This window comes from Billgrantia desiderata, assembly GCF_900108215.1.
Taxonomy (GTDB): domain Bacteria; phylum Pseudomonadota; class Gammaproteobacteria; order Pseudomonadales; family Halomonadaceae; genus Halomonas; species Halomonas desiderata.
The window spans coordinates 167,597-190,436 of record NZ_FNVC01000005.1 but is presented as its reverse complement, the minus strand read 5'-3'; the positions used below and the strand labels follow the sequence as shown (position 1 = coordinate 190,436).

Below are 22,840 nucleotides of genomic sequence, written 5' to 3'. Positions count from 1 at the left end.
TACCATTAGCCTGTGTGCGCGGTGCTCGGGCAGATTACGCCACGACGGATCTCTCTGTGCTGTGGTGCGACGCATCGACCGCCGCCAGAATGGACGAACCGCCATGTCGTTGCTGTGGATCCCCCTGCTTACCATTGCCGGTATCTTCGTGCCGGTGATGACCTCGCGCCACGGCCGCAAAGCCTGCGTCACCGCCACGCTGATCGCCCCGCTGCTCGCCCTCGGCCTGGTGCTGCTGCACGCCCCGGCCGTGCTCGGCGGCGACGTGGTCAGCCTACGCATACCCTGGATGCCCCTGCTGGGCCTGGATCTCGCGCTGCGGATCGACGGCCTCACACTGCTCTTCTCCCTGCTCATCCTGGGTATCGGTAGCCTGATCCTGCTGTACGCCGGCTTCTATCTCTCGGCCGAGGAGGACGACGGCCGTTTCCTCGCCTACATGATGCTGTTCATGACCGCCATGCTCGGCATCGCCATGGCCGACAACTTGATCCTGCTGTGGCTGTTCTGGGAGCTCACCAGCATCTCCTCGTTCCTGCTGATCGGCTTCTGGGGCTACCGCAGCGATGCCCGGCGCGGTGCACGCATGGCGTTGACCGTCACCGGTGCCGGCGGCCTGGCCCTGCTGGCCGGCATCCTGCTGATCGGGCAGGCGGTGGGCAGCTTCGCCATGGGCGACGTGCTGGCGGCCGGCGATCTGATCCGCGCCTCGCAGCACTATCCGCTGATCGTGGCCCTGGTGCTGCTGGGGGCCTTCACCAAGTCGGCGCAGTTCCCGTTCCACTTCTGGCTGCCCCACGCCATGGCCGCCCCCACGCCGGTCTCGGCGTTCCTGCACTCGGCCACCATGGTCAAGGCGGGCGTGCTGCTGATGGCACGCCTCAACCCGGCGCTGGGCGACACCGCGCTGTGGGCGGTCAGCCTGTCGCTGGTGGGTCTGGCGACCATGCTCTATGCCGCCTGGTTCGCCCTGCTCGAGCGCGATCTCAAGGGCATCCTGGCCTTCTCCACCGTCAGCCACCTGGGCCTGATCACGCTGCTGCTGGGGCTCGGCAGCCCGCTGGCCATCGTCGCCGCCGTGTTTCACATCCTCAACCACGCCACCTTCAAGGCGGCGCTGTTCATGATGGTCGGCATCATCGACCATGAAACCGGCACCCGTGACATCGACCGTCTCGGCGCGCTGTGGTCGATGATGCCGCTGACCGGCACCATGACCATTCTGGCCGGCTCCGCCATGGCCGGCTTCCCCCCGTTCAACGGCTTCCTATCCAAGGAGATGCTGTTCGAACAGAGCCTGATCAACAACCTGCTCGGCGCGCTGAGCATCGTCATCCCGCTGCTGGTCGTGGTAGCCGCCATGCTCTCGGTGGCCTACTCGCTGCGGCTGATCTGGAGCCTGTTCTTCGCCGAGCCCAAGCTGACCCGCGAGCAGAAGGCGCTGCCGCCGATGAAGGTGCACGACCCGTCGCGGGGCATGCTGGCCCCCGGCCTGTTCCTGGCCGCCATGAGTCTGCTGGTAGGGCTGTTCCCGATGACCCTGGCCGCTCCGCTGCTGCACGCGGCGAGCCTCGCCGTGCAGGGCGAGACCACTCCGGTGGTCAGCCTGGCCCTGTGGCACGGCCTCAACCTGCCGCTGCTGATGAGTGTGGCCGCGGTGGCCGGCGGCGTGCTGGTGCTGCGCCAGCATCGGCGCCTGGCCGGCATCGCCGCCCTGTTCCACGAGCGCAACGCCGGGCTGATCTTCGAGGCAGCGGTGCAGCGTCTGATCAAGGCAACCTTATGGCTGACCCTGCGCCTGGAGAACGGCTCCCTGCAGCGCTACCAGGCGCTGCTGATCCTGAGCGCCCTGGCCATGGCCGCCATCGGCCTGACCCAGTTGGAGTCGCTGACCGGCGAGCGCGGCCAGCAGCCGCTCGACGGCATGCTGTTCCTCGGCGCCGGCCTGATGGTGTTCGGCGCCATCGGCAGCGCCCTGAGCCATCGCTGGCGGCTGGTGTCGCTGCTGATGCTCTCGGTGGTGGGGCTGTCGGTCTCGCTGACCTTCGTGCGTTTCTCCGCTCCCGACCTGGCCCTGACCCAGCTATCGGTGGAGGTCGCCTCGATGATCCTGATGATCCTGGCCCTGTTCTTCCTGCCCCAGCGCCCGCCGTTGCTGGTCTCGGGCAGACGCATCCTGCGCGACCTGATCCTGGCCACCTCGCTGGGCCTGGTGGTGGCCATGCTCAACTACGCCCTGCTGACCCGGGAGACCCTGACCATTGCCGACTATTTCCTGCGCGAGAGCGTGCCCGGCGGCGGCGGCACCAACGTGGTCAACGTCATCCTGGTCGACTTCCGCGGTTTCGATACCCTGGGCGAGATCACCGTACTCACCCTGGCCGGCCTCGCCACCTTCAAGCTGCTCAACCGTCTGCGTCTGTTCATGCCCTCGGGCAACATCGAGGGCATCCGCTGGTCGCGCCATCGCTATCCGCTGATCCTGTCGGTGGTGGCCCAGATCCTGCTGCCGCTGGCGTTGCTGGTGTCGGTGTACATCTTCCTGCGCGGCCACAACCAGCCGGGCGGCGGCTTCATCGCCGGCCTGATCACCGCCACCGCGCTGATCCTGCAGTACATGGCCCGCGGCCACGACTGGACCCGCGAGCGACTGCCGATCTCCTACCCCATCGTCGCCGTATCTGGCCTTGCCGTGGCGCTGGCCACCGGTCTCGGCAGCTGGTTGTTCGGCTTCCCCTTCCTGACCTCGGCCTTCGGCCACTTCCACCTGCCGTTGGTGGGTGAGTTCGAGCTGGCCACGGCGATGCTGTTCGATCTCGGCGTCTATCTCGCCGTGGTGGGGGCCACGCTGATGATCCTGATCAACCTGGGCCGCGTCACCACGGTCAATCGCCCAACGCTGGAGGAGCGCTGATGGAAGCCCTGTTCTCACTCGTCGTCGGAGTGCTCACGGCGAGCGGCATCTATCTGCTGCTGCGCGGACGCACCTTCCCGGTCATCGTCGGTCTGGCGTTGCTCGGCTACGCAGTGAACCTGTTCCTGTTCTCCACCGGCGGGCTCAATACTCACGCGGCGGCGGTGATCGGCGACTCGATCACGCCCACCGATCCGCTGCCCCAGGCCCTGGTGCTCACCGCCATCGTGATCGGCTTCGCCATGACCGCCTTCGTGGTGATCCTGGCGATCCGCGCCCGCGGCGACCTCGGCTCCGACCATGTGGATGGCCAGCAAGGCGAGGATGGAGACGCCCCACGATGAATCAGCATCTGATTTCCCTGCCCATCCTGCTGCCGATGTTCGGCGCTCTGGTGCTGCTGCTGTCGGGCAAGGCCAGCGACCGGACTCACCGTCGCCTGAGCATCGCCTTCACCGCCCTGCTGGTCATCGTCACCCTGCTGCTGTTGCAGCGGGCGGCCGGGGGCGAGCTGACCTTCTACGCGCTGGGTAACTGGCAGGCCCCCTTCGGCATCGTGCTGATGCTCGACCGCCTCTCGGCGCTCATGCTGAGTCTGACCGCCGTGCTGGCGCTGGGCTGCGTGATCTTCGCCAGCGCCGGTGACGACGTCCGCGGCAGCAACTTCCACGGTCTCTTCCAACTGCAGCTGATGGGGTTGAACGGCGCCTTTCTCACCGGCGACATCTTCAACCTGTTCGTCTTCTTCGAGATCACGCTGCTCGCTTCCTACGCCCTGCTGATGCACGGCGGCGGCAAGGAGCGGGTCGGTGCCGGTCTGCACTACGTGATTCTCAACGTGGCCGGCTCGGCGCTGTTCCTGATTGCGCTGGGCGTGCTGTACGGCGCGACCGGCACTCTCAACATGGCGGACATGGGACGGCGGGTCGCCACCATGTCCGGTGACCAGGCCGCCCTGGTCACCGCCGGCGCCCTGCTGCTGATCGTGGTGTTCAGTCTCAAGGCCGCGCTGCTGCCGCTCTATTTCTGGCTGCCGCGCACCTACTCCTCGGCCCCTGCACCGGTGGCGGCGCTGTTCGCCATCATGACCAAGCTCGGGCTCTACGCCATTCTCCGCGTGAACAGCCTGATCTTTGCCGACAGCGACGCCGAATCCGCCATCCAGGGCTGGCTGTGGTGGTCGGGGCTGGCCACCATCCTGCTGGCCGCCATCGGCGTCCTGGCAGCCCGCGACCTGCGCCCGCTGGTGGCCTATCTGGTGCTGGTCTCGGTCGGCACCCTGCTGGCGGCCGCCAGCCTGGGCACCACCGCTGCCACCACCGCGCTGCTCTACTATCTGCCCCACACCACCCTGATCTGCGGCGTGCTGTTCCTGATCGCCGAGCTGATCGGTCAGCAGCGCGGCAAGGCCGGTACGCGTCTGGTGCGCGCCCGCCGGCTGCACCAGCGCTACCTGCTCGGCGGCCTGTTCCTGGCCGCGGCGGTCGGCGTGGTCGGTCTGCCCCCGCTGGCCGGCTCCCTAGCCAAGCTGCTGCTAATGCAGGCTGCGGAGGGCAGCGCCCGGCTATGGCTGTGGCCGCTGCTGCTGCTGGCCGGCCTGAGCGCCCTGATCGCCATGTCACGGGCGGGATCGGTTTTCTTCTGGGCCAGCTACAAGGGCGAGGTAGCCGCCGGCAAGGTCACCCGTCCCCAGCTCGTCGGCGTGGTCTGGCTGCTGGCCAGCGCCCCCCTGCTGGTGGTCTTCGCCGGGCCTATCAGCCACTACTCCCAAGCCACCGCAGAGCAGCTGGCCATGCCCCAGGTCGTGATCCAGCAACTGCTGGGCGACGAACCCACCCGGGATCTGGTGCAGTCTCGCCAGCCGTTCCATGACCAGACGCAGGGAGACACGCTATGAAAGCCATGGGACGTTTCCTGCCCACCCCCACCCTGTCGCTGGTGCTGCTGGTGGTATGGCTGTTGATGGTACGCAGCATTGCGCCCGGCCAGCTCCTGCTCGGCACGCTGCTGGCCGTAGGCATTCCGCTGTTGACGAAGGATTTCTGGGAGCCGCTGCCGCGGGTCAAGCATCCGCTCAAGCTGGCCTGGTTCGTGCTCGTGGTGATGTGGGACATCGTCAAGGCCAACGTGCATGTCAGCCTGTTGATCCTGCTGCCGCGGCGCGAACCGCACCCCGGCTTCGTCGAGTACCCGCTGGAGGTGAAGGATCGCCTGGCCATCACCCTGCTGGCCAATACCATCACCATGACGCCGGGCACGGTATCGACCAACATCCGTCTCGACGGCTCCTCGCTGTTGATCCACGTCCTCGACCTCGACGACGAACAGGCCCTGATTCGCGAGATCCGCGATCGCTACGAGCGCCCGCTCAAGGAGATCTTCGAATGCTAGACACCGCCCTGCTGATCAGCCTGACGCTCATCGTGCTGGCCATGGCCATGAACGTCTATCGCCTCGCCATCGGCCCGGACGTACCCGACCGCCTGCTGGCCCTCGATACGCTCTACGTCAACTCGATCGCCCTGATCGTGCTGCTGGGGCTGTGGCTCAACACCAAGACCTACTTCGAGGCGGCGATCCTGATCGCCATGCTGGGGTTCATCGGCACCATGGCCGTTTGCCGCTATCTGCTGCGCGGCGACATCATCGAATAGGGGACGCCACATGACCTTCTACGTCATTGCCGAAGGTGTGATTGCCTTTCTGCTGATAGCCGGCGGGGTGTTCGCTTTCACCGGCTCGCTCGGCATGCTGCAGTTCAAGGACTTCTTCATGCGCCTGCATGGCCCCACCAAGGGCACCACGCTGGGTATCGGCTGCGTGCTGATCGCCTCGATGCTCTACTTCACCATCACCCAGCGCGAGCTGCACGTTCAGGAGCTGCTGATCACCCTGTTCCTGTTCATCACCGCCCCGGTCACCGGTCACATGCTGGCCAAGACCGGGCTGCACATGCACCTGCGCTTCACCACCGGTACCCGCGGCTCGGTGCCGGAGTTCCGCGACGAGGACGTGGGCCAGAGCCGGGTGGCGCGTCCGGCCCGCGCCAAACACCCCTGGAAGTACCGCAAGCAGAAGCGTTCGCGCCTGTTCCGCTGACACGAGAGCCGATCAGGTGGCCCGATCGGCTCTCCCGCTTCACACCCAGCCGCCCAGCTCGTTGTCGATGATCGCCAGCAGCGCCCGGATGTGATCGTCGCGGTCGTTGAGACAGGGAATGTAGGTGAAGCGCTCTCCGCCCGCGGCGAGAAAGCTGTCGCGAATCTCCTCGTTGATCTCCTCCAGGGTCTCGACACAGTCGGCGGAGAAGGCCGGAGAAATCACCGCGATGTGTTTACTGCCCTGGCGCGCCAGTTCGGCCACATGATCGACGGTTTGCGGGCCGACCCACTCCTCGGGGCCGAACTGCGACTGAAAGGCAGTCTGAATCTCACCCTCCGCCCAGCCCAGCCGCTCGCGAAGCAGTCGCGTGGTCTTCTGACACTGGCAGTGGTAGGGGTCTCCCTCCATGAGAAAGCGCTTGGGCACACCGTGATACGAGGCCACCAGCACCTCCGGCGCCGACTCGGCCGCGGCATAGGCCTCGCGCACGGAATTGCTCAGCGCCTCGAGATAGGCCGGGTGCTCGAAGTAGGCCGGCACGGTACGAATCGCCGGCTGCCACTTGAGCTTCATCAGGGTGCGGAAGGCGTGGTCGTTGGCCGTGGCCGTGGTCGGCGAGGCGTATTGCGGATAGAGCGGAAAGAACAGGATGCGCTCGCAACCCTCGGCCTGCAGGCGCCGCAGCACGCTGTCCGTGGAAGGGTTGCCGTAACGCATGCAGAAGTCCACCAGCACCTGCTCACCATGGCGCGCTTTCAGCCCCTCGGCCACCTTGCGCGTCTGGTCCCGGGTGATGGTGAGCAGCGGACTCTCGTTCTTCTCGGTGTTCCAGATACCGCGATAGGCCTCGCCCGACTTGAACGGTCGGCGCGAGAGGATGATCAGCTGCAGCAGTGGCTGCCACTTCCAACTGGGGTAGTCGACCACCCGCTTGTCGGAGAGAAACTCGCTGAGATAGCGTCGCATCGACCAGTAATCGGTGGCATCCGGCGTGCCCAAGTTGACCAGCACCACACCGACCCTGGGCCGGGCCACCGCGGGATGATCCGCCGGAGCATGGGGGGGACGTTGACGCTCCGGCGAGCCCGATACCTCTTGCGATGCGGCCATGCGCTGCGCTCCTCGTGGCGAAACATTAGGAGCGTCATTGTATCAGGCGAGGTCCGTCAGGGGCATCGAGTTATACTATGAAGTCGATTTGTATAACTTGGATCAAGGTTGTCGTTCAGCGGGCCTAGAAGACCAGCGGCATGCGCGACGTCAGCGGGTCGTGATAATGAGCCTCGCGACCGATGACTTCGTCTTGCGGCACGTGCTGGACCAGGAAGGCCCGGTGGATGCCGGCGCGCTGCAGCTCCAGGTAGACGTCCTCGAGAGAGCGGAACACCATGGGCTTGCCACGCCGTGTCAGCATGTGGCGTACGCCCTCCACGTCCTCGAGCTCCACCTGGTAGCAGTGGCTGCCGGAATGGGTGATGACGCGCACTTCGAAGTTGTCATGGCGCGCGACGAATTGCTTCAACTGTTCGAATTCCATGGCTCCCTCCATGTCCTGTTTCGTTCCGTTGGGGTCTCTGGATAGACTTCGGGCACAGCATGACTGTGCCCGATATCAATCGCATGACGCTAACGTATCGAAACTATGACAGTGGAGCCCTGGCCAGGTTCCGCAGGCGTTCTCCTGCGCGAGGCGGCTACTGGTACTCCGAGGGATCGATCGCCTTGGCCAGGGAGTTGCGGTCGACCCACCTGCCCGCCTTGGTCTCCTTGTAGCGGAACACCACGCGATCGCCCACCGCGACGGAGAGTTCGGCATCCTCGGTCTGGTAGCTGTAGGCCTCGCCGTCGACGACCAGATGAAAGCGATAGAGATCCGGCATGCCGAGCCACTCCTTGAACGGCCCCTCGCGCTCCAGCGACTCGATGATACCGCGGGCTTCCAGCTTGGGGGGGCGCTGACGCTTGCCGCGTCGAAATCCGCCTGCCATGGGTCACTCCTCGAAAACGACTGTCGGGGGCTCGGCATTATACGGGGCCGCGCCGCTGGCTCAAGCGCTGCTGCGCTTCACTCGCCGAATGCTTCGCCGTAGCTGTCCGGCGCCAGGTCCTCGAAGCGGGTGTACTTGCCGATGAAGGCCATGTGCACCGTGCCGATGGGACCGTTACGCTGCTTGCCGATGATCAGCTCGGCCAGGCCCTGGTTGTCGGGGTTATCCGGGTTGTAGACCTCGTCGCGATAGACGAAGGCGATCAAGTCGGCATCCTGCTCGATGGCGCCTGACTCGCGCAGGTCCGACATCACCGGGCGCTTGTTGGGGCGCTGCTCCAGCGAGCGGTTGAGCTGGGAGAGCGCTACCACCGGGCAGCCGAACTCCTTGGCCATGCCCTTGAGCGAGCGCGAGATCTCGGAGATCTCGCCGGTGCGGTTCTCGGAGAAGCCGGGAATCTGCATCAGCTGCAGGTAGTCGATCATCACCAGGGCCAGATTGCCGTGCTCCCGCACCACCCGGCGAATGCGCGAGCGCATCTCGTTGGGCGACAGCGCCGCGGTATCGTCGATGAACAGCTGCTTGTCCTTGAGCAGGTTGACCGCCGAGGTCAGCCGCGGCCAGTCCTCGTCCTCGAGCTGACCGGTACGCACCCGGGTCTGGTCGATGCGTCCCAGAGAAGAGAGCATACGCAGCATCAGCGACTCGGCAGGCATCTCCATGGAGAACACCATCACCGGCCGGTCGCTGGCGATCACGGCGTGCTCGACCAGGTTCATGGCGAAGGTGGTCTTACCCATGGAGGGGCGGCCCGCGATGATCACCAGATCGGAGGGCTGCAGGCCCGAGGTCATCTCGTCGAGGTCGCGAAACCCGGTGGAAAGGCCGGTCATCTCGCCCTTCATGTTGAACAGCTCGTCGATGCGGTCCACCGCCTTGGCCAGCAGCTCGCTCATGCCGATGGGTCCGCCCGACTTGGGGCGCTCCTCGCTGATCTGGAACACCAGTCGCTCGGCCTCATCGAGCAGCTCGTCGGCGGGACGTCCCTGGGGGCTGAAGGCGCCGTCGGCGATCTGGCTGGCGGCACGGATCAGCTTGCGCAGCGTGGCCCGCTCGCGAACGATGTCGGCATAGGCGCGGATGTTGCTCGCCGAGGGGGTATTGCGCGCCAGCTCGGCGAGATAGGCAAGCCCACCCACCGTATCGAGTTGATCGCGGCCTTCCAGCGCCTCGGAGAGAGTGACCACGTCGAGCGGCTTGCTGGCTTCAGCCAACCCGGTCATGGCGTTGAAGATTAAACGGTGCTCATAGCGGTAGAAGTCGTCTGCCACCAGCCGGTCGGCGACGTTGTCCCAGGCCTGGTTGTCGAGCATCAGGCCGCCCAGCACCGACTGCTCCGCTTCGAGCGAGTGCGGCGGCACCTTGAGCGCAGCGGTTTCCTGATCGAGCTCGAGCGTGTCGTTCATGGTGCGGCAACCTTGAGGGGAACGGGCCGTGCCATTCTACCCGATGCCCGTGGCCCACCCCACCTTTCGAAATGACAAAAACCGCGACCGAAAACGGTCGCGGCGAAGGTTCGAAACAGCGTGCGAGCAACGGGATTGATGTAGCCGGTCTAGAACCATACCTCGGTCTGGACGCCGAAGCTCCACTGGCCGCCGGTGAAGCCTTCGTTGCCGAAGGAGCTGGCGCCGTAGTTGTTGAGATCGCTCGACCAGTCGGTATAGGAGGCGAAGGCGCGAATCTCCGGCCGCTGCCAGAACCCACCCACCTGGGGCTTGAAGGTCGGCGCAATGGTGAACTTGCCGAAGTCGCCACTCACCGCGTTGAGATCTCCGCGCCCATTGGGATCGAGATCCATGTACTGATAGCTGGCCTCGTACTGCATCTCGAAGTTCTGGGTAATCTCGTTGGCCAGGCGTGCGCTGAGGGTCAGCCACTTGTAGTCGTCGCCATCGACATAGCGGTCCTTGCTCACCTCGCCGAACAGCACCGGGGCCAGACGCCAGTTGGGCGCCACGTAGGTGGTGCCGTAGATGCCGAGGCGGGTAGCCTGGGCATCGTCGGTCAGCTCACCAGCACTGCCGAGCCCCTTGACCTCGGCGCCCAGGCCCTGGCCGTGCAGCAGTGCCACCTTGAAGTTGCCCTCGCCCAGGCCGAAGAAGCTGTCGCCGTGGTAGGCCACCATGGTATGGAAGCCACTGTCGGCAGCAGTCTGGCCCTCGCCGATGTCGCGCTCATCGTTGTCGGCTGCGGACAGACCGCTCACCATCCACTGCCAGTTACCGAAGTAGTTGTTGGCGGTCAGGATCAGACTGTCGGTAGAGCCGGTATCACCGGGACTTTCTCTGCTGACAGGAAAGTCGCTGAAGCTGCGCCCGTAGAGCGAGAAGTTGGAGCGCCAGTTGTCGGCCAGCTGCACGTCGTAGATACCGGCACCGGTGCCGGCGAGGAAGACGAAGTCAGTGTCGAGCCAGTGGATGTCGAAGTTGTCGCGGTCGAAGCGCTTGCCGGCCCAGATCGAGGCGTTCTCGAAGGCGCCGGTGAAGCTCGGCAGATCGCTGAACTCGGCGTAGACCTGGCGCACGTTGAGGTTGGATTCGTCGGACGTCCAATCGTTGCTGGTGGTCACGCTATCGGCCAGCATGGTGCGGTAGTGCGCCTTGGCGCCGTTGTCGAACTGCATGCGGTAGTTGAGGATGGCCTCAGCGTAGGTATCCGGCTCGTTGCCCAGGCGCCCCACATGGCCTCCCAGTCCACCGGCTGGCGTTACGTTGGGGCCACCGTCGATGCTCTTGCGGTCTTCACCCAGCAGCAGCCCGGAGCGGGCGTAGACGTTGAACGAGAAGCCCTCTTCGCCGCTGGCCTGGCGCTCGACCCGGGCCAGGCGCTCTTCCACGTCAGCGGGGGCCGGGCTTCCCGCGGCCTGGGCCTCGGCGAGTTCGGCGCGCTGCTCGGCGGCGCTGGCGCGCTGTTCGGCGGCGGCGATACGGCTTTCCAGTTCGAGCAGGCGCTGCTCCAGGGCGCTGGTATCGGCGGCGGCGTGCCCGATCATGCCGAAACTGGCCAGGGCCACGGCGGCGACCAGCGGAGTTCTTGGCAAGGCAGTCTTCATCGCAGTTGTTCCTTTGTGTTTATTTAGTTGTTTACGCAAGGAGAACGGTGGGAAGCATGGCGCTGTATCGTTTAAGAGCGGTATCGCGGATACGCTTGTCTCTTATGTCTCGTCCTGCTGCCCTGGCCTGAATCGCAGCGGAGCCAGGCAGAAAAAACTTAATCGTTTAAGAGTTACAATGCAAAGACAAACCGTAATATTACTACCAATGTCTAAGACACCCACACGCCTGCCCAATACAGCAAACGAAAAGGGCGCAGGATCTCTCCTGCGCCCCTTGGGTCGGTCGAGTGCGGTAAGGCTTACTCGGCGACGACGACCACGCGAACGGTGGCATCGACTTCGGCATGCAGATGCAGGTCGATGTCGTATTCACCGGTCTGGCGGATCGGACCTTCGGGCATGCGAACTTCGCTCTTGGCGACTTCGATGCCGGCCTGAGCCAGTGCCTCGGCCAGGTCGCGCGGGCCGATGGAGCCGAACAGCTTGCCTTCGTCGCCGGCCTTGGCCACCAGCGACAGCTCGATCTCGGCCAGCTGAGCGGCACGGGATTCGGCGATCGCCTTACGCTCGGCGGCCTGGGCCTCGAGCTCGGCGCGCTGCGCCTCGAAGGCTTCCACGTTGTCCTTGGTAGCCGGCACGGCAAGGCCGTAAGGCACCAGGTAGTTACGGCCGTAGCCGGGCTTCACGGTGACCTTGTCGCCCAGGCCACCCAGCTTGCCAATGTTGTCGAGCAGAATGACTTCCATCTCGTTAACCTCTTGTCAGTCGCTGCGAGAGGCCAGACGGCCGCGAAAATCCGCGAACACATCGATGAAGGCCACCAGCAGCACTATCAGAATCATGGGCCAGGTGGTGATCAGCAATACGTAGAAAGCGATCAGCCACAGCCCGTTCATGCCTTTCAATCCGACGTAGCCGTGCACCAGGGCGATACCGGCCACCAGCAGCGGCACCCATACCAGCATGGAGAGCGACGGCAAGCCAAGCACCATGCCCACCACTCCGAGCACCACCAGCAGGCCGAGTTCGCGCGGCACCAGCCGCAGCGCATGGAACTCCTCGCGAAAGCCGCCGGGGTTGTAGAGCCCCGCCTGCCAGGCCCGCGCCAGCGCCAGACAGCCCACCGCAGCGATCAGCACCACCAGACCGGTGATGCCGCCGATCAGCAGCGTGGCCAGCTCCTCGGTGTCGAAGCCCTGGTTGGCCATCTCGGTCAACATGCGGTCGATCTCGGCCGACCCCTGGCGCAGTTGCTCCAACAGCGGCCCGGTACCGCCCGGCGGCACGAAGACGCCGAGCTGGATCATGGCCGCCGCGGCCAGCGTGCCGACGATCAGCGCCTCGCCCCAGCGCATGCGGGAGCGCAGCACCACCGCCATCAGCGTGACCAGCAGCACGCTGGCCAGCGGCAGGGCATCGCCCTGAGCCCACCACCAGCCGGCAGGGACGGCGGCCGCCACCAGCACCGGCAGCGCCGGCGACAGGCCGCGACGCAGCGTGACCAGGGCCACGATGGCGCCACTGAGCCAGAACAGCCAGGGTATGACCGCAGCCAGCGCCGCCCCGCCTACGGCATAGGGCGTACCGCGCATCAACCATCGGGCGATCGGCAACATCGAATCGGCGGCTTACTGGTGGCTGTCGGTGTAGGGCAGCAGGGCCAGGTAGCGCGCGCGCTTGATGGCGGTTGCCAGCTGACGCTGATAACGGGCCTTGGTACCGGTAATGCGGCTGGGTACGATCTTGCCGGTTTCGGTGATGTAGGCCTTCAGCGTGTCCAGATCCTTGTAGTCGATCTGCTTCACGCCTTCAGCGGTGAAACGGCAGAACTTACGGCGGCGGAAAAAGCGTGCCATGTAGAGACTCCTCGGTACGTGCGATCAGTGGGCTTCGGCAGTTTCTTCTTCGGCGCGCGGCTTCTCTTCGCGACGCGCACGCTTGTCGTCTGCCGGCTTCATCATCGGCGAAGCTTCGGTGATGGCTTCCTTGCAGCGCACCACCAGGCTGCGAATGATGGCGTCGTTGAAGCGGAAGATGTTCTCGATCTCTTCGAGAGTCTCGCCGCTGCACTCGACGTTCATCAGCACGTAGTGAGCCTTGTGGATCTTGTTGATCGGGTAGGCCAGGTGACGACGGCCCCAGTCCTCCAGGCGGTGCACGGTGCCACCGCTCTCGGTGACGATGCTGGAGTAACGCTCGACCATGGACGGCACTTGCTCGCTCTGGTCCGGGTGGACCATGAACACGATTTCGTAATGACGCATGGGATCTCCTTTCGGGTTGGCAGCTTCCGCATGAGGCCCGCTCCATACGGGACCGGCACTCAGGAGAAGCAAGGAGGTGATAGTCGAAAATAGCAACACCCGCTCACGCAGGAACGGGCGCCTGTATTCTAGTGATCCGCACCGCCGGTTGCAAGCTGGCGGTGCATTGGCGACTCACGCGTCGCGGCGCTGGCGAACCGCCTCGAACAGGCAGATGCCGGTGGCCACCGAAACGTTGAGGCTGGAGACGCTGCCAGCCATGGGCAGCTTGACCAGGCCATCGCAGGCCTCGCGGGTCAGGCGGCGCATGCCCTTGCCCTCGGCCCCCATCACCAGCGCCGTGGGGCCGGTGAACTCGGCATCGAAGAGCATCGCCTCGGCCTCACCGGCGGTGCCGGTGATCCACACGCCGAACTCCTTGAGCCGGGCCAGGGCGCGGGCCAGGTTGGTCACCTGATAGACCGGCACGCTCTCGGCGGCGCCGCAGGCCACCTTGCGCACCGTGGCGCTGAGCGGAGCGGACTTGTCCTTGGGCACGATCACGCCGTGCACCCCGGCGGCATCCGCGCTGCGCAGGCAGGCGCCGAAGTTGTGCACGTCGGTGACGCCGTCGAGCACCAGCAGCAACGGCGGCGTCTCGTGCGGCCAGGCCTCCAGCTTGAACCACAGCGACGCCTCGCTCTCGAAGGCCAGCGGCGCGGCAAAGGCGACGATGCCCTGATGCGAGGCCTCCCTGGCCAGACGGTCGAGCTCCTCACGCGGATGCCGTTCGACTCGCGCCCCACCCCGCCGGGCCTGTTCGACCAGCTCGGTCAGGCGCTGCTGCGCTTCGCCCTCCTGCACCCACAGCACCTTGGGTATGTCGCCGCGTGACAGCAGGGCGCGCACCGCGTGCACGCCGAACACGGCGTCGAGACTGCCAGGCAGGCCTGGCGTGCCGGTTGCGCGACGCGCCCCCGCCTTCTTGCCGACCTCGCGCTCTCGCCCCTTGCGCCCCTGACTCATCAGCCGCGCGCCCTCGGCTTGCGCGGGCCGCGGCGACGCTTGCCGCCCTTGCCCTTGCCCCGCTCGCCCTTGTTCTCCGCTCGGCCCTTGTCAGCCGGCTTGGGCGTGAAGGTCGCATTGGCATCGCCATCGGCCTGCCGCTTGCGCGGCTGACGCTTGGGCCGCGGCTTCTCGTCCTCGAGCACGAAGTCGATCTTGCGATCGTTGAGATCCACACGCGCCACCTGCACCGTGACGCCATCGCCCAGGCGGTAGCTCATGCCTGTGCGCTCGCCCTTGAGGCGATGCTTTTCGGGCTCGTAGTGGTAGTAGTCCGAGGGCAGCGAGGTGACGTGCACCAGCCCCTCGACGTAGACCGCGTCGAGACGTACGAAGATGCCGAACTGGGTCACCGACGCGATGGTACCTTCATAGACCTCGCCGAGCTTGTCCGACATGAACTCGCACTTGAGCCAGTCCTCGACGTCGCGAGTGGCGTCGTCGGCACGCCGCTCGGTCATCGAGCAGTGCTCGCCGAGCTCGAGCATCTGCTCGAAGGTGTAAGGGCACCACTTGCTCGGCGGATCCACCCTGGCGCCTTCGGCGCGCAGCACGGTATTGGTCTGACGCGGCCCGCGCACCACCGAGCGAATGGCGCGATGCACCAGCAGATCGGGATAGCGGCGAATCGGCGAGGTGAAATGCGCGTAGGCCGGATAGGCCAGGCCGAAATGCCCCTCGTTGTGCGGCGAGTAGACCGCCTGGCTCATGGAGCGCAGCATCACGGTCTGGATCACGTCGGCGTCCGGCCGTCCGCGAATCGCTTCCGCCAGCACCTGGTAGTCCTGCGGCGTGGGTTCGTCGCCGCCGCCCACCGAGAGCCCCAGCTCGTTGAGGAACAGACGCAACTTGTCGAGCCGCTCTGGCGAGGGCCGCTCGTGGATGCGATAGAGCGCCGGCAGGTCGTGCTTGTCGAGGAAACGCGCGGTGGCCACGTTGGCCGCCAGCATGCACTCCTCGATCAGCTTGTGGGCGTCGTTGCGGGTGCGCGGCACGATCTGCTCGATCTTGCGCTCCTCGTTGAAGAGGATCGCCGTCTCGGTGGTCTCGAAGTCGATGGCACCGCGCTCCTCGCGGGCCTGGCGCAGCACCTTGTAGAGCGCATGCAGGCTCTGGAGCGGCTTGACCAGGTCGCGGTACTCTTCGCGCAGAGCATCGCCCTCGGGGTCGTCCTCGTCGAGGATCGCCGCCACCTTGTTGTAGGTGAGCCGGGCGTGGGAGCGGAACACCGCCTCGTAGAAGCGGTAGCGACTGATCGTCCCGTTCTTGGAAATGTTGAGCTCGCAGACCATGGCCAGGCGATCGACGTGCGGATTGAGCGAGCACAAGCCGTTGGAGAGCAGCTCGGGCAGCATCGGCACCACCTGCCCGGGGAAGTAAACCGAGTTGCCGCGGCGCAGGGCCTCTTCGTCGAGCGGCGTGCCGGGACGCACGTAGTGCGAGACGTCGGCAATGGCGACGATCAGCTTCCAGCTGCCCGATTTGGTCTTCCAGGCGCATACGGCGTCGTCGAAGTCCTTGGCGTCCTCGCCGTCGATGGTCACCAGCGGGACGTCGCGCAGATCGATACGGTGCTGCTTGTCCTGCTCGGCCACCTCGGCCGACATCTCGGCGATCTGGTCGTGCACCTCGGGCGGAAATTCGGCGGGGATCTCGTAGCTGCGGATGGCGATGTCGATCTCCATGCCGGGATCCATGCGCTCGCCGAGCACCTCGACCACCTCGCCCACCGGCTGCACCCGGGTATCGGGCTGCTGCACGATCCTGGCCGACACCACCTGGCCGTCGCGGGCACCGCCGCAGGCGCTGTGGGGAATGATCACTTCCTGGGTGATGCGCGGATTCTCGGGGATCAGCACGCCGAATTCGGACGTGTTCTCGCGATAGACGCCGACGATGGTCTGGGTATTGCGCGACAGCACCTCGGCAATGGTGGCCTCGTCGCGGCCGCGGCGGTCGCGTCCGCTGACGCGCACCAGCACGTAGTCGCCATGGAAGACGCGGCGCATCTGCCGCGGCGGCAACACCAGGTCGGGCTTCTTGCCGTCGTCGCGCAGCACGAAGCCGAAGCCGTCGCGATGACCCAGCACCTTGCCCTTGATCAGGTCGAGCTTGTCGATCAACGCGTAGGCACCGGCACGGTTGCGCAGCACCTGACCGTCGCGTTCCATGGCGGCAAGCCGACGGCGTACCGCCTCCTGCAGCTCATCGTCCTCGAGACCCAGCATGCGGCTCATGGATTCGTGGGTAATCGGCTTGCCGTACTCCTCCAGGCGCGCCAGCAGATACTCGCGGCTGGGCGCCGGCTTGTCGTACTTGTGGGCCTCGCGGTTGGCATGGGGGTCGTTGCTGAGCGTCCAATGAGTCATGCGAGGGGCATCCTTGGCAACGGGAGCAGCGTACTGGGAAGAGAATCGGCAAGAAGCCGCATACGTGGGATATTGCTAATAGAGTCGTTTGTCATGCCCGCAGTATAGCGCCGCTGGTGGCTGTTCCCAACCATGACGGCACCTCCCGACCTCGACGTCGCCCGCTATTTCACTCTTTCACCGCCCCAGCTCTTGCATTGGCCCACAAATTGGGTAAGATACGCGTCGCCTGCCCAGATGGCGGAATTGGTAGACGCGCTAGCTTCAGGTGCTAGTGTCCTTACGGACGTGGAGGTTCAAGTCCTCTTCTGGGCACCATCGCTCTTTATTCAGCTCGACCCGCTCGTGTTCGCCCAGGTGGCGGAATTGGTAGACGCGCTAGCTTCAGGTGCTAGTATCCTTACGGATGTGGAGGTTCAAGTCCTCTCCTGGGCACCATCCCAGGCACGCGAACACGACGGCAGACTCGACTACCGCATGATGCGCCCAGGTGGCGGAATTGGTAGACGCGCTAGCTTCAGGTGCTAGTGTCCTTACGGACGTGGAGGTTCAAGTCCTCTCCTGGGCACCACTGCTCTCCGAGCAGGCCGCGTCATGCAAGCTGAAAGCCTTCAGAGTGAAACGAGAAACCGCGACCCATCGCGGTTTTTTTGTGCCCGAACGCTGCCCCACCTCAGTATCCGGCCCGCCTCAGTATCTGGCGGGCAGCCGGGCGACCTCTTCCAACGCCCAGCCCGAAGCCACCACCTCTCCCTCCAATACCTCGGCGACCTCCTCGGGCAGCCGCGGGAAGAAGTTGAGCCCGGTACGCGCCTCCACTTCGTCGATGCTCACCAGGTAGTCGCCCAGCGGTTCGTCGCCGCGCACCTCCTGGGGCATGATGAAGGCCAGCGCCATGGGCTCCTCGGCCGGCACCACGACGATCTTGTAGAACGCCTCGGGAATCTCGACCAGCCCTACCCGGTTGGTCACGTTGTCGAGAAAGCGCTCGGGAAAGACCGGGCCGGTGATCACCTGGACCACACCGAAGCGCGGCACGAAGTGGTCGATCACCACCTCTTCCAGGCGCTGCCACAGGCGCCGGTTGAGATCGGGACGCTGGGGCGAGATGTTGCTCATCAGGAACGACTGCTCCTGGGCCTGACTCCCGTGCACCACGGCGATGGCGTAGTTGGGCGCCAGGTGGCCGCGGTCGTAGCCGCTGCCGAAGTAGCTGTCGGCGGCAATCGGCCACAGGGTGCGCCAGTCGCGGCGAAAGTCTGGCCTGGGTGCCGCCCGGCGCTCCTCCACGTCGTGCAGCAGATAGCTCACCCACAGCGGATTGACCCGCACGTCCGACCAGCCCACCAGGAAGCCGTCGTTGCGCAGCACGCGATGCACGGTCAGCGGGGTCAGGGTGTCCCAGGTGGGCACGCCCATCCAGCTCAGCTGGTCGCGGTACTCCTGCTCCTGGGTGTACCACAGGCCGCTGCCGACCAGCACGAAAACGAGAGTGATGCCGAATTGACGAACGCGGGAGCGCCAGCGCGGCAGTACGGAGCGACGCCGCCGGCCACGGGTACGTGCTAAAGCCATGAATTCATCCGCAGGGGAGCCACTGCCGGTACATCCGGGTACCGGCTCGATACGGTTACGAGCGGGCGATAGTCGCTAGCGAGCGTCTACCAACCGAGCGAGAACATGGTTTCGAGGTCGTGCCGCGAGTGCACCTGCATGGCATTCAGGGTCTCGGTATCGCGAATGCCTTCCACGGCATTGAGGCGTTCGGTGACCAGCTCGGCCAGGCTCTCGAAGTCTCGCGTGCGGGCGATCGCCACCAGATCGTAGCGACCGCAGGTGGAGTAGACCTCACTGATGCCTTCCACGTCGGCAAGCCGCTCGGCCACCGCCTTGACCTGCCCCTTCTCGGTGTTGATCAGAATCACGGCGTTCTGCATCGGGCACCCTCCCCGTTGATGAAGTCCTGCGGCCAGGCATCGCCGCGCTGGCGCGAGTATAGCAGGCCCACCCCGGCGGCTGAATCGCCGCGCTCCTGCCGAGCCGATCGCCCCCCCGGCACCGACCTTTACAGACAAGGCGGCAGGAACACGATGGGGTAGCCGACGAACAGGGTGCCGCCCGCCGAGAACAGAAACACCCCGGCCGAGGTATAGGCGAAGTAGCACTCGCGGCGCACCTCCGCCCTGCGTGCCGCGACAACGCTGGCCCAGGTCAGCCACAGCAGCAACGCGGTGGTGACCAGGGTGGCCACGCCGACGCCCAGGTTGATGCCGGTGAACATGTCGCTCTCGGGCTCGGGGGGAGCCACCGAGCAGGCCACCGAGAGCCCGGCATAGATCGCCACGAACCAGATGCCCCAGATCGTCAGCCCGCTGACCAGGTGAATCGGATGGGTCAGTTTCAGCAGCCGCCTCATGCGCCACCTCCCAGTACGGTCGGCAGGACCCAGATGGCCACGAACAGACTCCAGTAGACCACCAGGCTGTAGTACCACAGGCGCAGCACCACCACCGGCTCCAGCGGCGCTTCGACGCTAACGTAGCCGTAGCCGACGCGCAGCCCCTGCAGGATGCACAGCACAGCCCCCAAACCCGCCAGAATGAGCACGTAGCACAGCGCCACGAACAGCGTGGCGTCATGCGCCGTCTCGGTAGGCGCCAGCCCCGCGAGCCACATCACCGCAACGATCAGCAGCGTCTGCAGGGTGCCCAGGCCGCCCGCCAGATGCATCATCAGACCGAGCCCGCTCCCCTCGCGGCGACGCAGGCGACGCACCACCTTGGCCAGCAGCAGCGTGCCCAGGGTCAGCGCCGCACCGGCCGCCACCAACAGCGGCATCGAAAGCGGCGAGGTTTCCGGCATCTGCCACTCCGGTGCCACCACCCACAGATAGAACCAGCCGAACAGCAGCGACAGATAGAGCGAGCCGTTGGCCAGGTGGGACACCGACATGCACCAGACGCCGGGCCCGTTCATGGTGTGGTAGTGCAACGGTGGCTCGGTGGGCGCCATCGACGCCTCGGGCGCCTTGCCGGGATGAGCGCCGTTCTCCCACGACCAGCGCAGCAGCAGTACCACACCCACCACGACTGCCACGGCCGCCACCCAATAGACCCGTACCAGCAGGCTGACGCATACCGCGGCCAGGGCCAGCGAGGAGAACAGTGGCCACCAGGAGTTGCTCGGCAGGTGGACGGTCTCGCGCAGTTTGCCGGTCAGCGCATCGCTGCCCCAGGTCTCCCGCCTGCCATGGTCGATGGTATTGAGGCCGTGCTCACCCTCGTAGATGGTGCGCGACAGCTCGGGCTTCTCCCACAGCGGGTGACGCGTCTCCACCGCGGGCAGGCTGACGAAATTGTAGGCCGTGGGCGGCTTGGGCATGGCCCACTCCAGGGTATCGGCTCCCCACGGATTCTGCGGTGCCTTCTTGCCGAAGCGGAAATGCAGCACGATGTCGAGAATCAGCAGCGCCACGCCGGCGGACATCATGAAACCACCTACCGAGGAGATCAGGTTGTAGATGTCCCAGCCCATGGCGGTGTCGTAGGTGAAGACGCGCCGCCGCATGCCTAGCAGCCCGGTCCAGTGCATGACCAGGAAGGTGACGTTGAAGCCGAGGAAGATCAGCCAGAAGCTCCACTTGCCCAGGCGCTCGGAGGGCATGCGCCCCGACACCTGAGGCAGCCAGTAGTAGAGCCCGGCCATCAGCGGAAACAACATGCCTCCCACCAGCACGTAGTGCATGTGGGCAACCACGAAGTGGGTGTCGTGGACCTGCCAGTTGAACGGCACCAGCGCCAGCATGACGCCGGTCAGCCCGCCCAGCACGAAGATGATCAGGAAGCCGACGATCCACAACATCGGCAACGTCATCCTGGGCCGGCCCAGCCACAGCGTGGAGAGCCAGACGAATATCTGGATACCGGTGGGAATCGCCACCAGCATGCTCGCCGCCGAGAAGAAGGCCAGCGCCAGCTGCGGTATGCCCAGGGTGAACATGTGATGCACCCACAGCCCGAAACTGACGAAGCCCATGATGATGATCGCCGCCACCACCCAGCCGTAGCCGACGATGGGTCGCCCGGCGAAGACCGGGATCAGGGTCGAGACGATCCCCGCCCCCGGCAGGAAGATGATGTAGACCTCGGGGTGGCCGAACAGCCAGAACAGGTGCGCCCAGAGCACCGGGTCGCCGCCACCGGCTACCTCGAAGAAGGGCATTCCTGCAGCGCGCTCCAGCTCGAGCAGGATGCTGCCGAGAATGAGCGGCGGAAAGCCGACCACGATCATCAGCGCCATGGCCAGGATGTACCAGGCGAACAGCGGCATCTTGTGCAGCGCCATGCCCTGGGTGCGCGTGCGCAGGATCGACACCACCAGTTCGACCCCGGCGGAGAGCGCCGATATCTCGACGAAGGTGATGCCCAGCAACCAGAAGTCGGACCCCGGCCCGGGCGAGTATTCGCCGCTGCTGAGCGGGGTATACATGAACCAGCCACTGGCCGGGGCGATTTCCAGGATCAGGCTGGAAGCGAGAATGATGCCGCCGAACAGATAGCAGTAATAGCCGAAGGCCGTCAGCCGCGGACACACCAGATCGCGAGCCCCGATCATCTTGGGAATCATGTAGATCGCCAGCCCCTCGAGAATGGGGATGGCGAACAGGAACATCATCACCGTGCCGTGCATGGTGAAGACCTGGTTGTAGATCTCGTGGGACATGAAGTCGTTGTCGGGGAAAGCCAGCTGGGTGCGGATCAGCATCGCCAGCAGACCACCGATCAGAAAGAAGATTGCCCCGGTGACCATGAAGCGCAGGCCGACGGTGGTGTGGTTCACCACGGTCAAGGCCCGCAGGCCTGTGGGATTGCCCCACACCTCATCCATTCCCTTGTGCAGTCGCCGAACCTCCGGCGTCAGCGTAGCGTCCTTGATATCGCTCATGGTTCCATCGTCTCCAGCCAGGCTCCGATATCCTGCAGCGTCTCGGTGTCGATATGGTTATGCGGCGGCATCCTGTTGCCGGGCTTGAGCGTCTGGTGATGCTCGAGCCAGTAGGCGATGGCGCCCTCTTCCATGGGCAGCACTCCGGCCCCGAGGGTGGGGCGGGAGCCGATGTCGGTCAGGTTGGGACCGACCATGTCGTAAGTCACGTCGTCGACGATGAGCTCCTCCGGAAAGCCGTCGACGGTGTGGCAAGCTGCGCAGTGCTCGCCGAAGGCCTGCCGCGCCTCGTCGAAGCCTTCGCGAGGCGCGGGGGGGACACGGCGCTCGGCCAGCCAGGCATCGTACTCCTCACGCGGCATCGCCTCGACGTGCAGCAGCATGTTGGTGTGCTGGGCACCGCAGTACTCGGCGCACTGGGCGCCGAAGACGCCGGGCACGTCGGCCTCGAGACGAATGATCGAATGCCGCCCCGGCAACATGTCGCGCTTGCCGCCGAGGCGCGGAATCCAGAAAGCGTGGATCACGTCCGCGCTGACGATGCGGAAGTCGACCGGTTCACCGGCCGGCATCACCAGCCGGTTGGCGGTGATCACGTCGGGCTCGCCGTTTTCGCCGGGGTAACGGATTTCCCACCACCATTGATGCCCCACCACTTCGATGAGTTCGGCTTCCCCCTCCGGCAGTGGCAGAGGCAGCATGCTGCGACCGGTCGGCGCGGCGAACACCAGCAGCGCAATGATGCTGACCAGCGGCAGCGCGATACCGCCGCCCAGCACCCAGCGCAGCATGATGCGCTGCTCCTCCCGCGGGGTTCGCTCCGGCTGCTCGCGGCGCCGGAAGGTATAGAGCCAGAGCGTGAAGAGAACCAGCGCCACGACCACGCTGACGCCGAGCATGGCCCACCACACCCAGAACTGGTGGCGGGCGGCGGGACCGCTGGGGTCGAGGATCGACATCTCGCCGGCACAGCCCGCCAGCAGCAGCGCAAGCGGCAAGACCCAGCCCCTTTTCGCCAGCCGCTGGCGGTTGACCCGCTGCCGGTCAGAGCGTTGAATGCCAGAGAGACCTCTGAACCGATCGCAAAGGACGCGAAC

At 65.4% G+C, this 22,840-nt stretch carries 22 protein-coding genes and 3 tRNA genes; 9 read left to right on the top strand and 16 right to left on the bottom strand.

Translation table 11 applies throughout. The features are described 5' to 3' along the window. Window positions 1-103: 103 nt before the first annotated feature. The 6 genes from C4S71_RS07395 to C4S71_RS07370 are packed head-to-tail and all read left to right on the top strand — an operon-like array spanning window position 104 to window position 6,013. Complete coding sequence (locus C4S71_RS07395) at window positions 104-2,914, top strand: monovalent cation/H+ antiporter subunit A (RefSeq protein WP_103968716.1); 2,811 nt, start codon at window positions 104-106, stop codon at window positions 2,912-2,914. Continuing rightward, window positions 2,914-3,258, top strand: coding sequence for a Na+/H+ antiporter subunit C (locus tag C4S71_RS07390; RefSeq protein WP_010629646.1), 345 nt, complete (start codon window positions 2,914-2,916; stop codon window positions 3,256-3,258). Before C4S71_RS07395 ends, C4S71_RS07390 begins: the two co-directional genes overlap by 1 nt. Continuing rightward, window positions 3,255-4,811 (top strand): monovalent cation/H+ antiporter subunit D, encoded by a 1,557-nt coding sequence (locus C4S71_RS07385; protein WP_103968715.1) that lies wholly within the window; start codon window positions 3,255-3,257, stop codon window positions 4,809-4,811. The genes C4S71_RS07390 and C4S71_RS07385 overlap by 4 nt, the downstream gene beginning before the upstream one ends. Then, window positions 4,808-5,305 carry a Na+/H+ antiporter subunit E gene (locus C4S71_RS07380; RefSeq protein WP_086508521.1) on the top strand — a complete coding sequence of 166 codons (498 nt, stop codon included), beginning with the start codon at window positions 4,808-4,810 and terminating at the stop codon, window positions 5,303-5,305. The genes C4S71_RS07385 and C4S71_RS07380 overlap by 4 nt, the downstream gene beginning before the upstream one ends. Further along, the gene (locus C4S71_RS07375) at window positions 5,299-5,568 is read left to right on the top strand and encodes a K+/H+ antiporter subunit F (RefSeq protein WP_010629649.1); all 270 of its coding nucleotides are present in this window, start codon (window positions 5,299-5,301) and stop codon (window positions 5,566-5,568) included. Before C4S71_RS07380 ends, C4S71_RS07375 begins: the two co-directional genes overlap by 7 nt. A gap of 10 nt (window positions 5,569-5,578) precedes the next feature. Beyond that, window positions 5,579-6,013 (top strand): Na+/H+ antiporter subunit G, encoded by a 435-nt coding sequence (locus tag C4S71_RS07370; RefSeq protein ID WP_086508522.1) that lies wholly within the window; start codon window positions 5,579-5,581, stop codon window positions 6,011-6,013. A gap of 39 nt (window positions 6,014-6,052) precedes the next feature. On the opposite strand, the gene hemH is transcribed toward C4S71_RS07370, so the two are convergent. The 11 genes from hemH to rnr form a co-directional block, all read right to left on the bottom strand. Then, window positions 6,053-7,126: a ferrochelatase gene (hemH, locus tag C4S71_RS07365; protein WP_103968714.1), complete on the bottom strand. Its 1,074-nt coding sequence runs from the start codon at window positions 7,124-7,126 to the stop codon at window positions 6,053-6,055. Between the two features lie 124 nt (window positions 7,127-7,250). Next, window positions 7,251-7,553, bottom strand: a complete 303-nt coding sequence (locus tag C4S71_RS07360; RefSeq protein WP_026038265.1) for a DUF6482 family protein — start codon at window positions 7,551-7,553, stop codon at window positions 7,251-7,253. 157 nt (window positions 7,554-7,710) lie between these two features. Next, window positions 7,711-8,004, bottom strand: coding sequence for a hypothetical protein (locus C4S71_RS07355; protein ID WP_086508524.1), 294 nt, complete (start codon window positions 8,002-8,004; stop codon window positions 7,711-7,713). Window positions 8,005-8,081: 77 nt separating this feature from the next. Next, a complete protein-coding gene (dnaB, locus tag C4S71_RS07350) occupies window positions 8,082-9,470 on the bottom strand; it encodes a replicative DNA helicase (RefSeq protein WP_086508525.1) in 1,389 nt (462 codons plus the stop codon). A 149-nt stretch (window positions 9,471-9,619) separates the two neighbouring features. Then, the gene (locus C4S71_RS07345) at window positions 9,620-11,119 is read right to left on the bottom strand and encodes a carbohydrate porin (protein ID WP_103968713.1); all 1,500 of its coding nucleotides are present in this window, start codon (window positions 11,117-11,119) and stop codon (window positions 9,620-9,622) included. A gap of 302 nt (window positions 11,120-11,421) precedes the next feature. After that, window positions 11,422-11,868: a 50S ribosomal protein L9 gene (rplI, locus tag C4S71_RS07340; protein WP_086508527.1), complete on the bottom strand. Its 447-nt coding sequence runs from the start codon at window positions 11,866-11,868 to the stop codon at window positions 11,422-11,424. Between the two features lie 15 nt (window positions 11,869-11,883). After that, the gene (locus C4S71_RS07335) at window positions 11,884-12,738 is read right to left on the bottom strand and encodes a YybS family protein (RefSeq protein ID WP_086508528.1); all 855 of its coding nucleotides are present in this window, start codon (window positions 12,736-12,738) and stop codon (window positions 11,884-11,886) included. Window positions 12,739-12,750: 12 nt separating this feature from the next. After that, window positions 12,751-12,978: a 30S ribosomal protein S18 gene (rpsR, locus tag C4S71_RS07330; RefSeq protein ID WP_010629658.1), complete on the bottom strand. Its 228-nt coding sequence runs from the start codon at window positions 12,976-12,978 to the stop codon at window positions 12,751-12,753. 24 nt (window positions 12,979-13,002) lie between these two features. Next, window positions 13,003-13,386, bottom strand: a complete 384-nt coding sequence (gene rpsF / locus C4S71_RS07325) for a 30S ribosomal protein S6 (RefSeq protein WP_010629659.1) — start codon at window positions 13,384-13,386, stop codon at window positions 13,003-13,005. A 174-nt stretch (window positions 13,387-13,560) separates the two neighbouring features. Beyond that, window positions 13,561-14,391 carry a 23S rRNA (guanosine(2251)-2'-O)-methyltransferase RlmB gene (gene rlmB, locus C4S71_RS07320; protein WP_255408512.1) on the bottom strand — a complete coding sequence of 277 codons (831 nt, stop codon included), beginning with the start codon at window positions 14,389-14,391 and terminating at the stop codon, window positions 13,561-13,563. Next, window positions 14,391-16,799, bottom strand: a complete 2,409-nt coding sequence (gene rnr / locus C4S71_RS07315; protein WP_103968712.1) for a ribonuclease R — start codon at window positions 16,797-16,799, stop codon at window positions 14,391-14,393. The genes rlmB and rnr overlap by 1 nt, the downstream gene beginning before the upstream one ends. A gap of 231 nt (window positions 16,800-17,030) precedes the next feature. Between rnr and C4S71_RS07310 the strand changes: the two genes are divergently transcribed. The 3 genes from C4S71_RS07310 to C4S71_RS07300 all read left to right on the top strand — a co-directional run bounded on the left by C4S71_RS07310 (window position 17,031) and on the right by C4S71_RS07300 (window position 17,370). Continuing rightward, window positions 17,031-17,117 (top strand) — tRNA-Leu (locus C4S71_RS07310). A 33-nt stretch (window positions 17,118-17,150) separates the two neighbouring features. Beyond that, window positions 17,151-17,237 (top strand) — tRNA-Leu (locus tag C4S71_RS07305). A 46-nt stretch (window positions 17,238-17,283) separates the two neighbouring features. Next, window positions 17,284-17,370: transfer RNA gene (locus C4S71_RS07300), tRNA-Leu, on the top strand. A 119-nt stretch (window positions 17,371-17,489) separates the two neighbouring features. On the opposite strand, the gene C4S71_RS07295 is transcribed toward C4S71_RS07300, so the two are convergent. From C4S71_RS07295 to coxB, 5 genes are all read right to left on the bottom strand, one after another. Further along, a complete protein-coding gene (locus C4S71_RS07295) occupies window positions 17,490-18,374 on the bottom strand; it encodes a DNA/RNA non-specific endonuclease (protein WP_103968711.1) in 885 nt (294 codons plus the stop codon). A gap of 86 nt (window positions 18,375-18,460) precedes the next feature. Continuing rightward, window positions 18,461-18,736, bottom strand: coding sequence for an Lrp/AsnC family transcriptional regulator (locus C4S71_RS07290; protein WP_086508531.1), 276 nt, complete (start codon window positions 18,734-18,736; stop codon window positions 18,461-18,463). A gap of 128 nt (window positions 18,737-18,864) precedes the next feature. Continuing rightward, entirely contained in the window at window positions 18,865-19,215 is a 351-nt protein-coding gene (locus tag C4S71_RS07285) for a hypothetical protein (RefSeq protein WP_086508532.1), read from the bottom strand. Further along, window positions 19,212-21,743 (bottom strand): cytochrome c oxidase subunit I, encoded by a 2,532-nt coding sequence (gene ctaD, locus C4S71_RS07280; protein WP_103968710.1) that lies wholly within the window; start codon window positions 21,741-21,743, stop codon window positions 19,212-19,214. Before ctaD ends, C4S71_RS07285 begins: the two co-directional genes overlap by 4 nt. After that, the gene (gene coxB / locus C4S71_RS07275; protein WP_235014242.1) at window positions 21,740-22,741 is read right to left on the bottom strand and encodes a cytochrome c oxidase subunit II; all 1,002 of its coding nucleotides are present in this window, start codon (window positions 22,739-22,741) and stop codon (window positions 21,740-21,742) included. The genes ctaD and coxB overlap by 4 nt, the downstream gene beginning before the upstream one ends. Window positions 22,742-22,840: the final 99 nt, after the last annotated feature.

Coding starts and splice junctions, on each gene's coding strand:
- C4S71_RS07395 (WP_103968716.1), top strand. CDS start 104: ATGTCGTTGCTGTGGATCCCCCTGCTTACCATTGCCGGTATCTTCGTG.
- C4S71_RS07390 (WP_010629646.1), top strand. CDS start 2,914: ATGGAAGCCCTGTTCTCACTCGTCGTCGGAGTGCTCACGGCGAGCGGC.
- C4S71_RS07385 (WP_103968715.1), top strand. CDS start 3,255: ATGAATCAGCATCTGATTTCCCTGCCCATCCTGCTGCCGATGTTCGGC.
- C4S71_RS07380 (WP_086508521.1), top strand. CDS start 4,808: ATGAAAGCCATGGGACGTTTCCTGCCCACCCCCACCCTGTCGCTGGTG.
- C4S71_RS07375 (WP_010629649.1), top strand. CDS start 5,299: ATGCTAGACACCGCCCTGCTGATCAGCCTGACGCTCATCGTGCTGGCC.
- C4S71_RS07370 (WP_086508522.1), top strand. CDS start 5,579: ATGACCTTCTACGTCATTGCCGAAGGTGTGATTGCCTTTCTGCTGATA.
- hemH (WP_103968714.1), bottom strand. CDS start 7,126: ATGGCCGCATCGCAAGAGGTATCGGGCTCGCCGGAGCGTCAACGTCCC.
- C4S71_RS07360 (WP_026038265.1), bottom strand. CDS start 7,553: ATGGAATTCGAACAGTTGAAGCAATTCGTCGCGCGCCATGACAACTTC.
- C4S71_RS07355 (WP_086508524.1), bottom strand. CDS start 8,004: ATGGCAGGCGGATTTCGACGCGGCAAGCGTCAGCGCCCCCCCAAGCTG.
- dnaB (WP_086508525.1), bottom strand. CDS start 9,470: ATGAACGACACGCTCGAGCTCGATCAGGAAACCGCTGCGCTCAAGGTG.
- C4S71_RS07345 (WP_103968713.1), bottom strand. CDS start 11,119: ATGAAGACTGCCTTGCCAAGAACTCCGCTGGTCGCCGCCGTGGCCCTG.
- rplI (WP_086508527.1), bottom strand. CDS start 11,868: ATGGAAGTCATTCTGCTCGACAACATTGGCAAGCTGGGTGGCCTGGGC.
- C4S71_RS07335 (WP_086508528.1), bottom strand. CDS start 12,738: ATGTTGCCGATCGCCCGATGGTTGATGCGCGGTACGCCCTATGCCGTA.
- rpsR (WP_010629658.1), bottom strand. CDS start 12,978: ATGGCACGCTTTTTCCGCCGCCGTAAGTTCTGCCGTTTCACCGCTGAA.
- rpsF (WP_010629659.1), bottom strand. CDS start 13,386: ATGCGTCATTACGAAATCGTGTTCATGGTCCACCCGGACCAGAGCGAG.
- rlmB (WP_255408512.1), bottom strand. CDS start 14,391: ATGAGTCAGGGGCGCAAGGGGCGAGAGCGCGAGGTCGGCAAGAAGGCG.
- rnr (WP_103968712.1), bottom strand. CDS start 16,799: ATGACTCATTGGACGCTCAGCAACGACCCCCATGCCAACCGCGAGGCC.
- C4S71_RS07295 (WP_103968711.1), bottom strand. CDS start 18,374: ATGGCTTTAGCACGTACCCGTGGCCGGCGGCGTCGCTCCGTACTGCCG.
- C4S71_RS07290 (WP_086508531.1), bottom strand. CDS start 18,736: ATGCAGAACGCCGTGATTCTGATCAACACCGAGAAGGGGCAGGTCAAG.
- C4S71_RS07285 (WP_086508532.1), bottom strand. CDS start 19,215: ATGAGGCGGCTGCTGAAACTGACCCATCCGATTCACCTGGTCAGCGGG.
- ctaD (WP_103968710.1), bottom strand. CDS start 21,743: ATGAGCGATATCAAGGACGCTACGCTGACGCCGGAGGTTCGGCGACTG.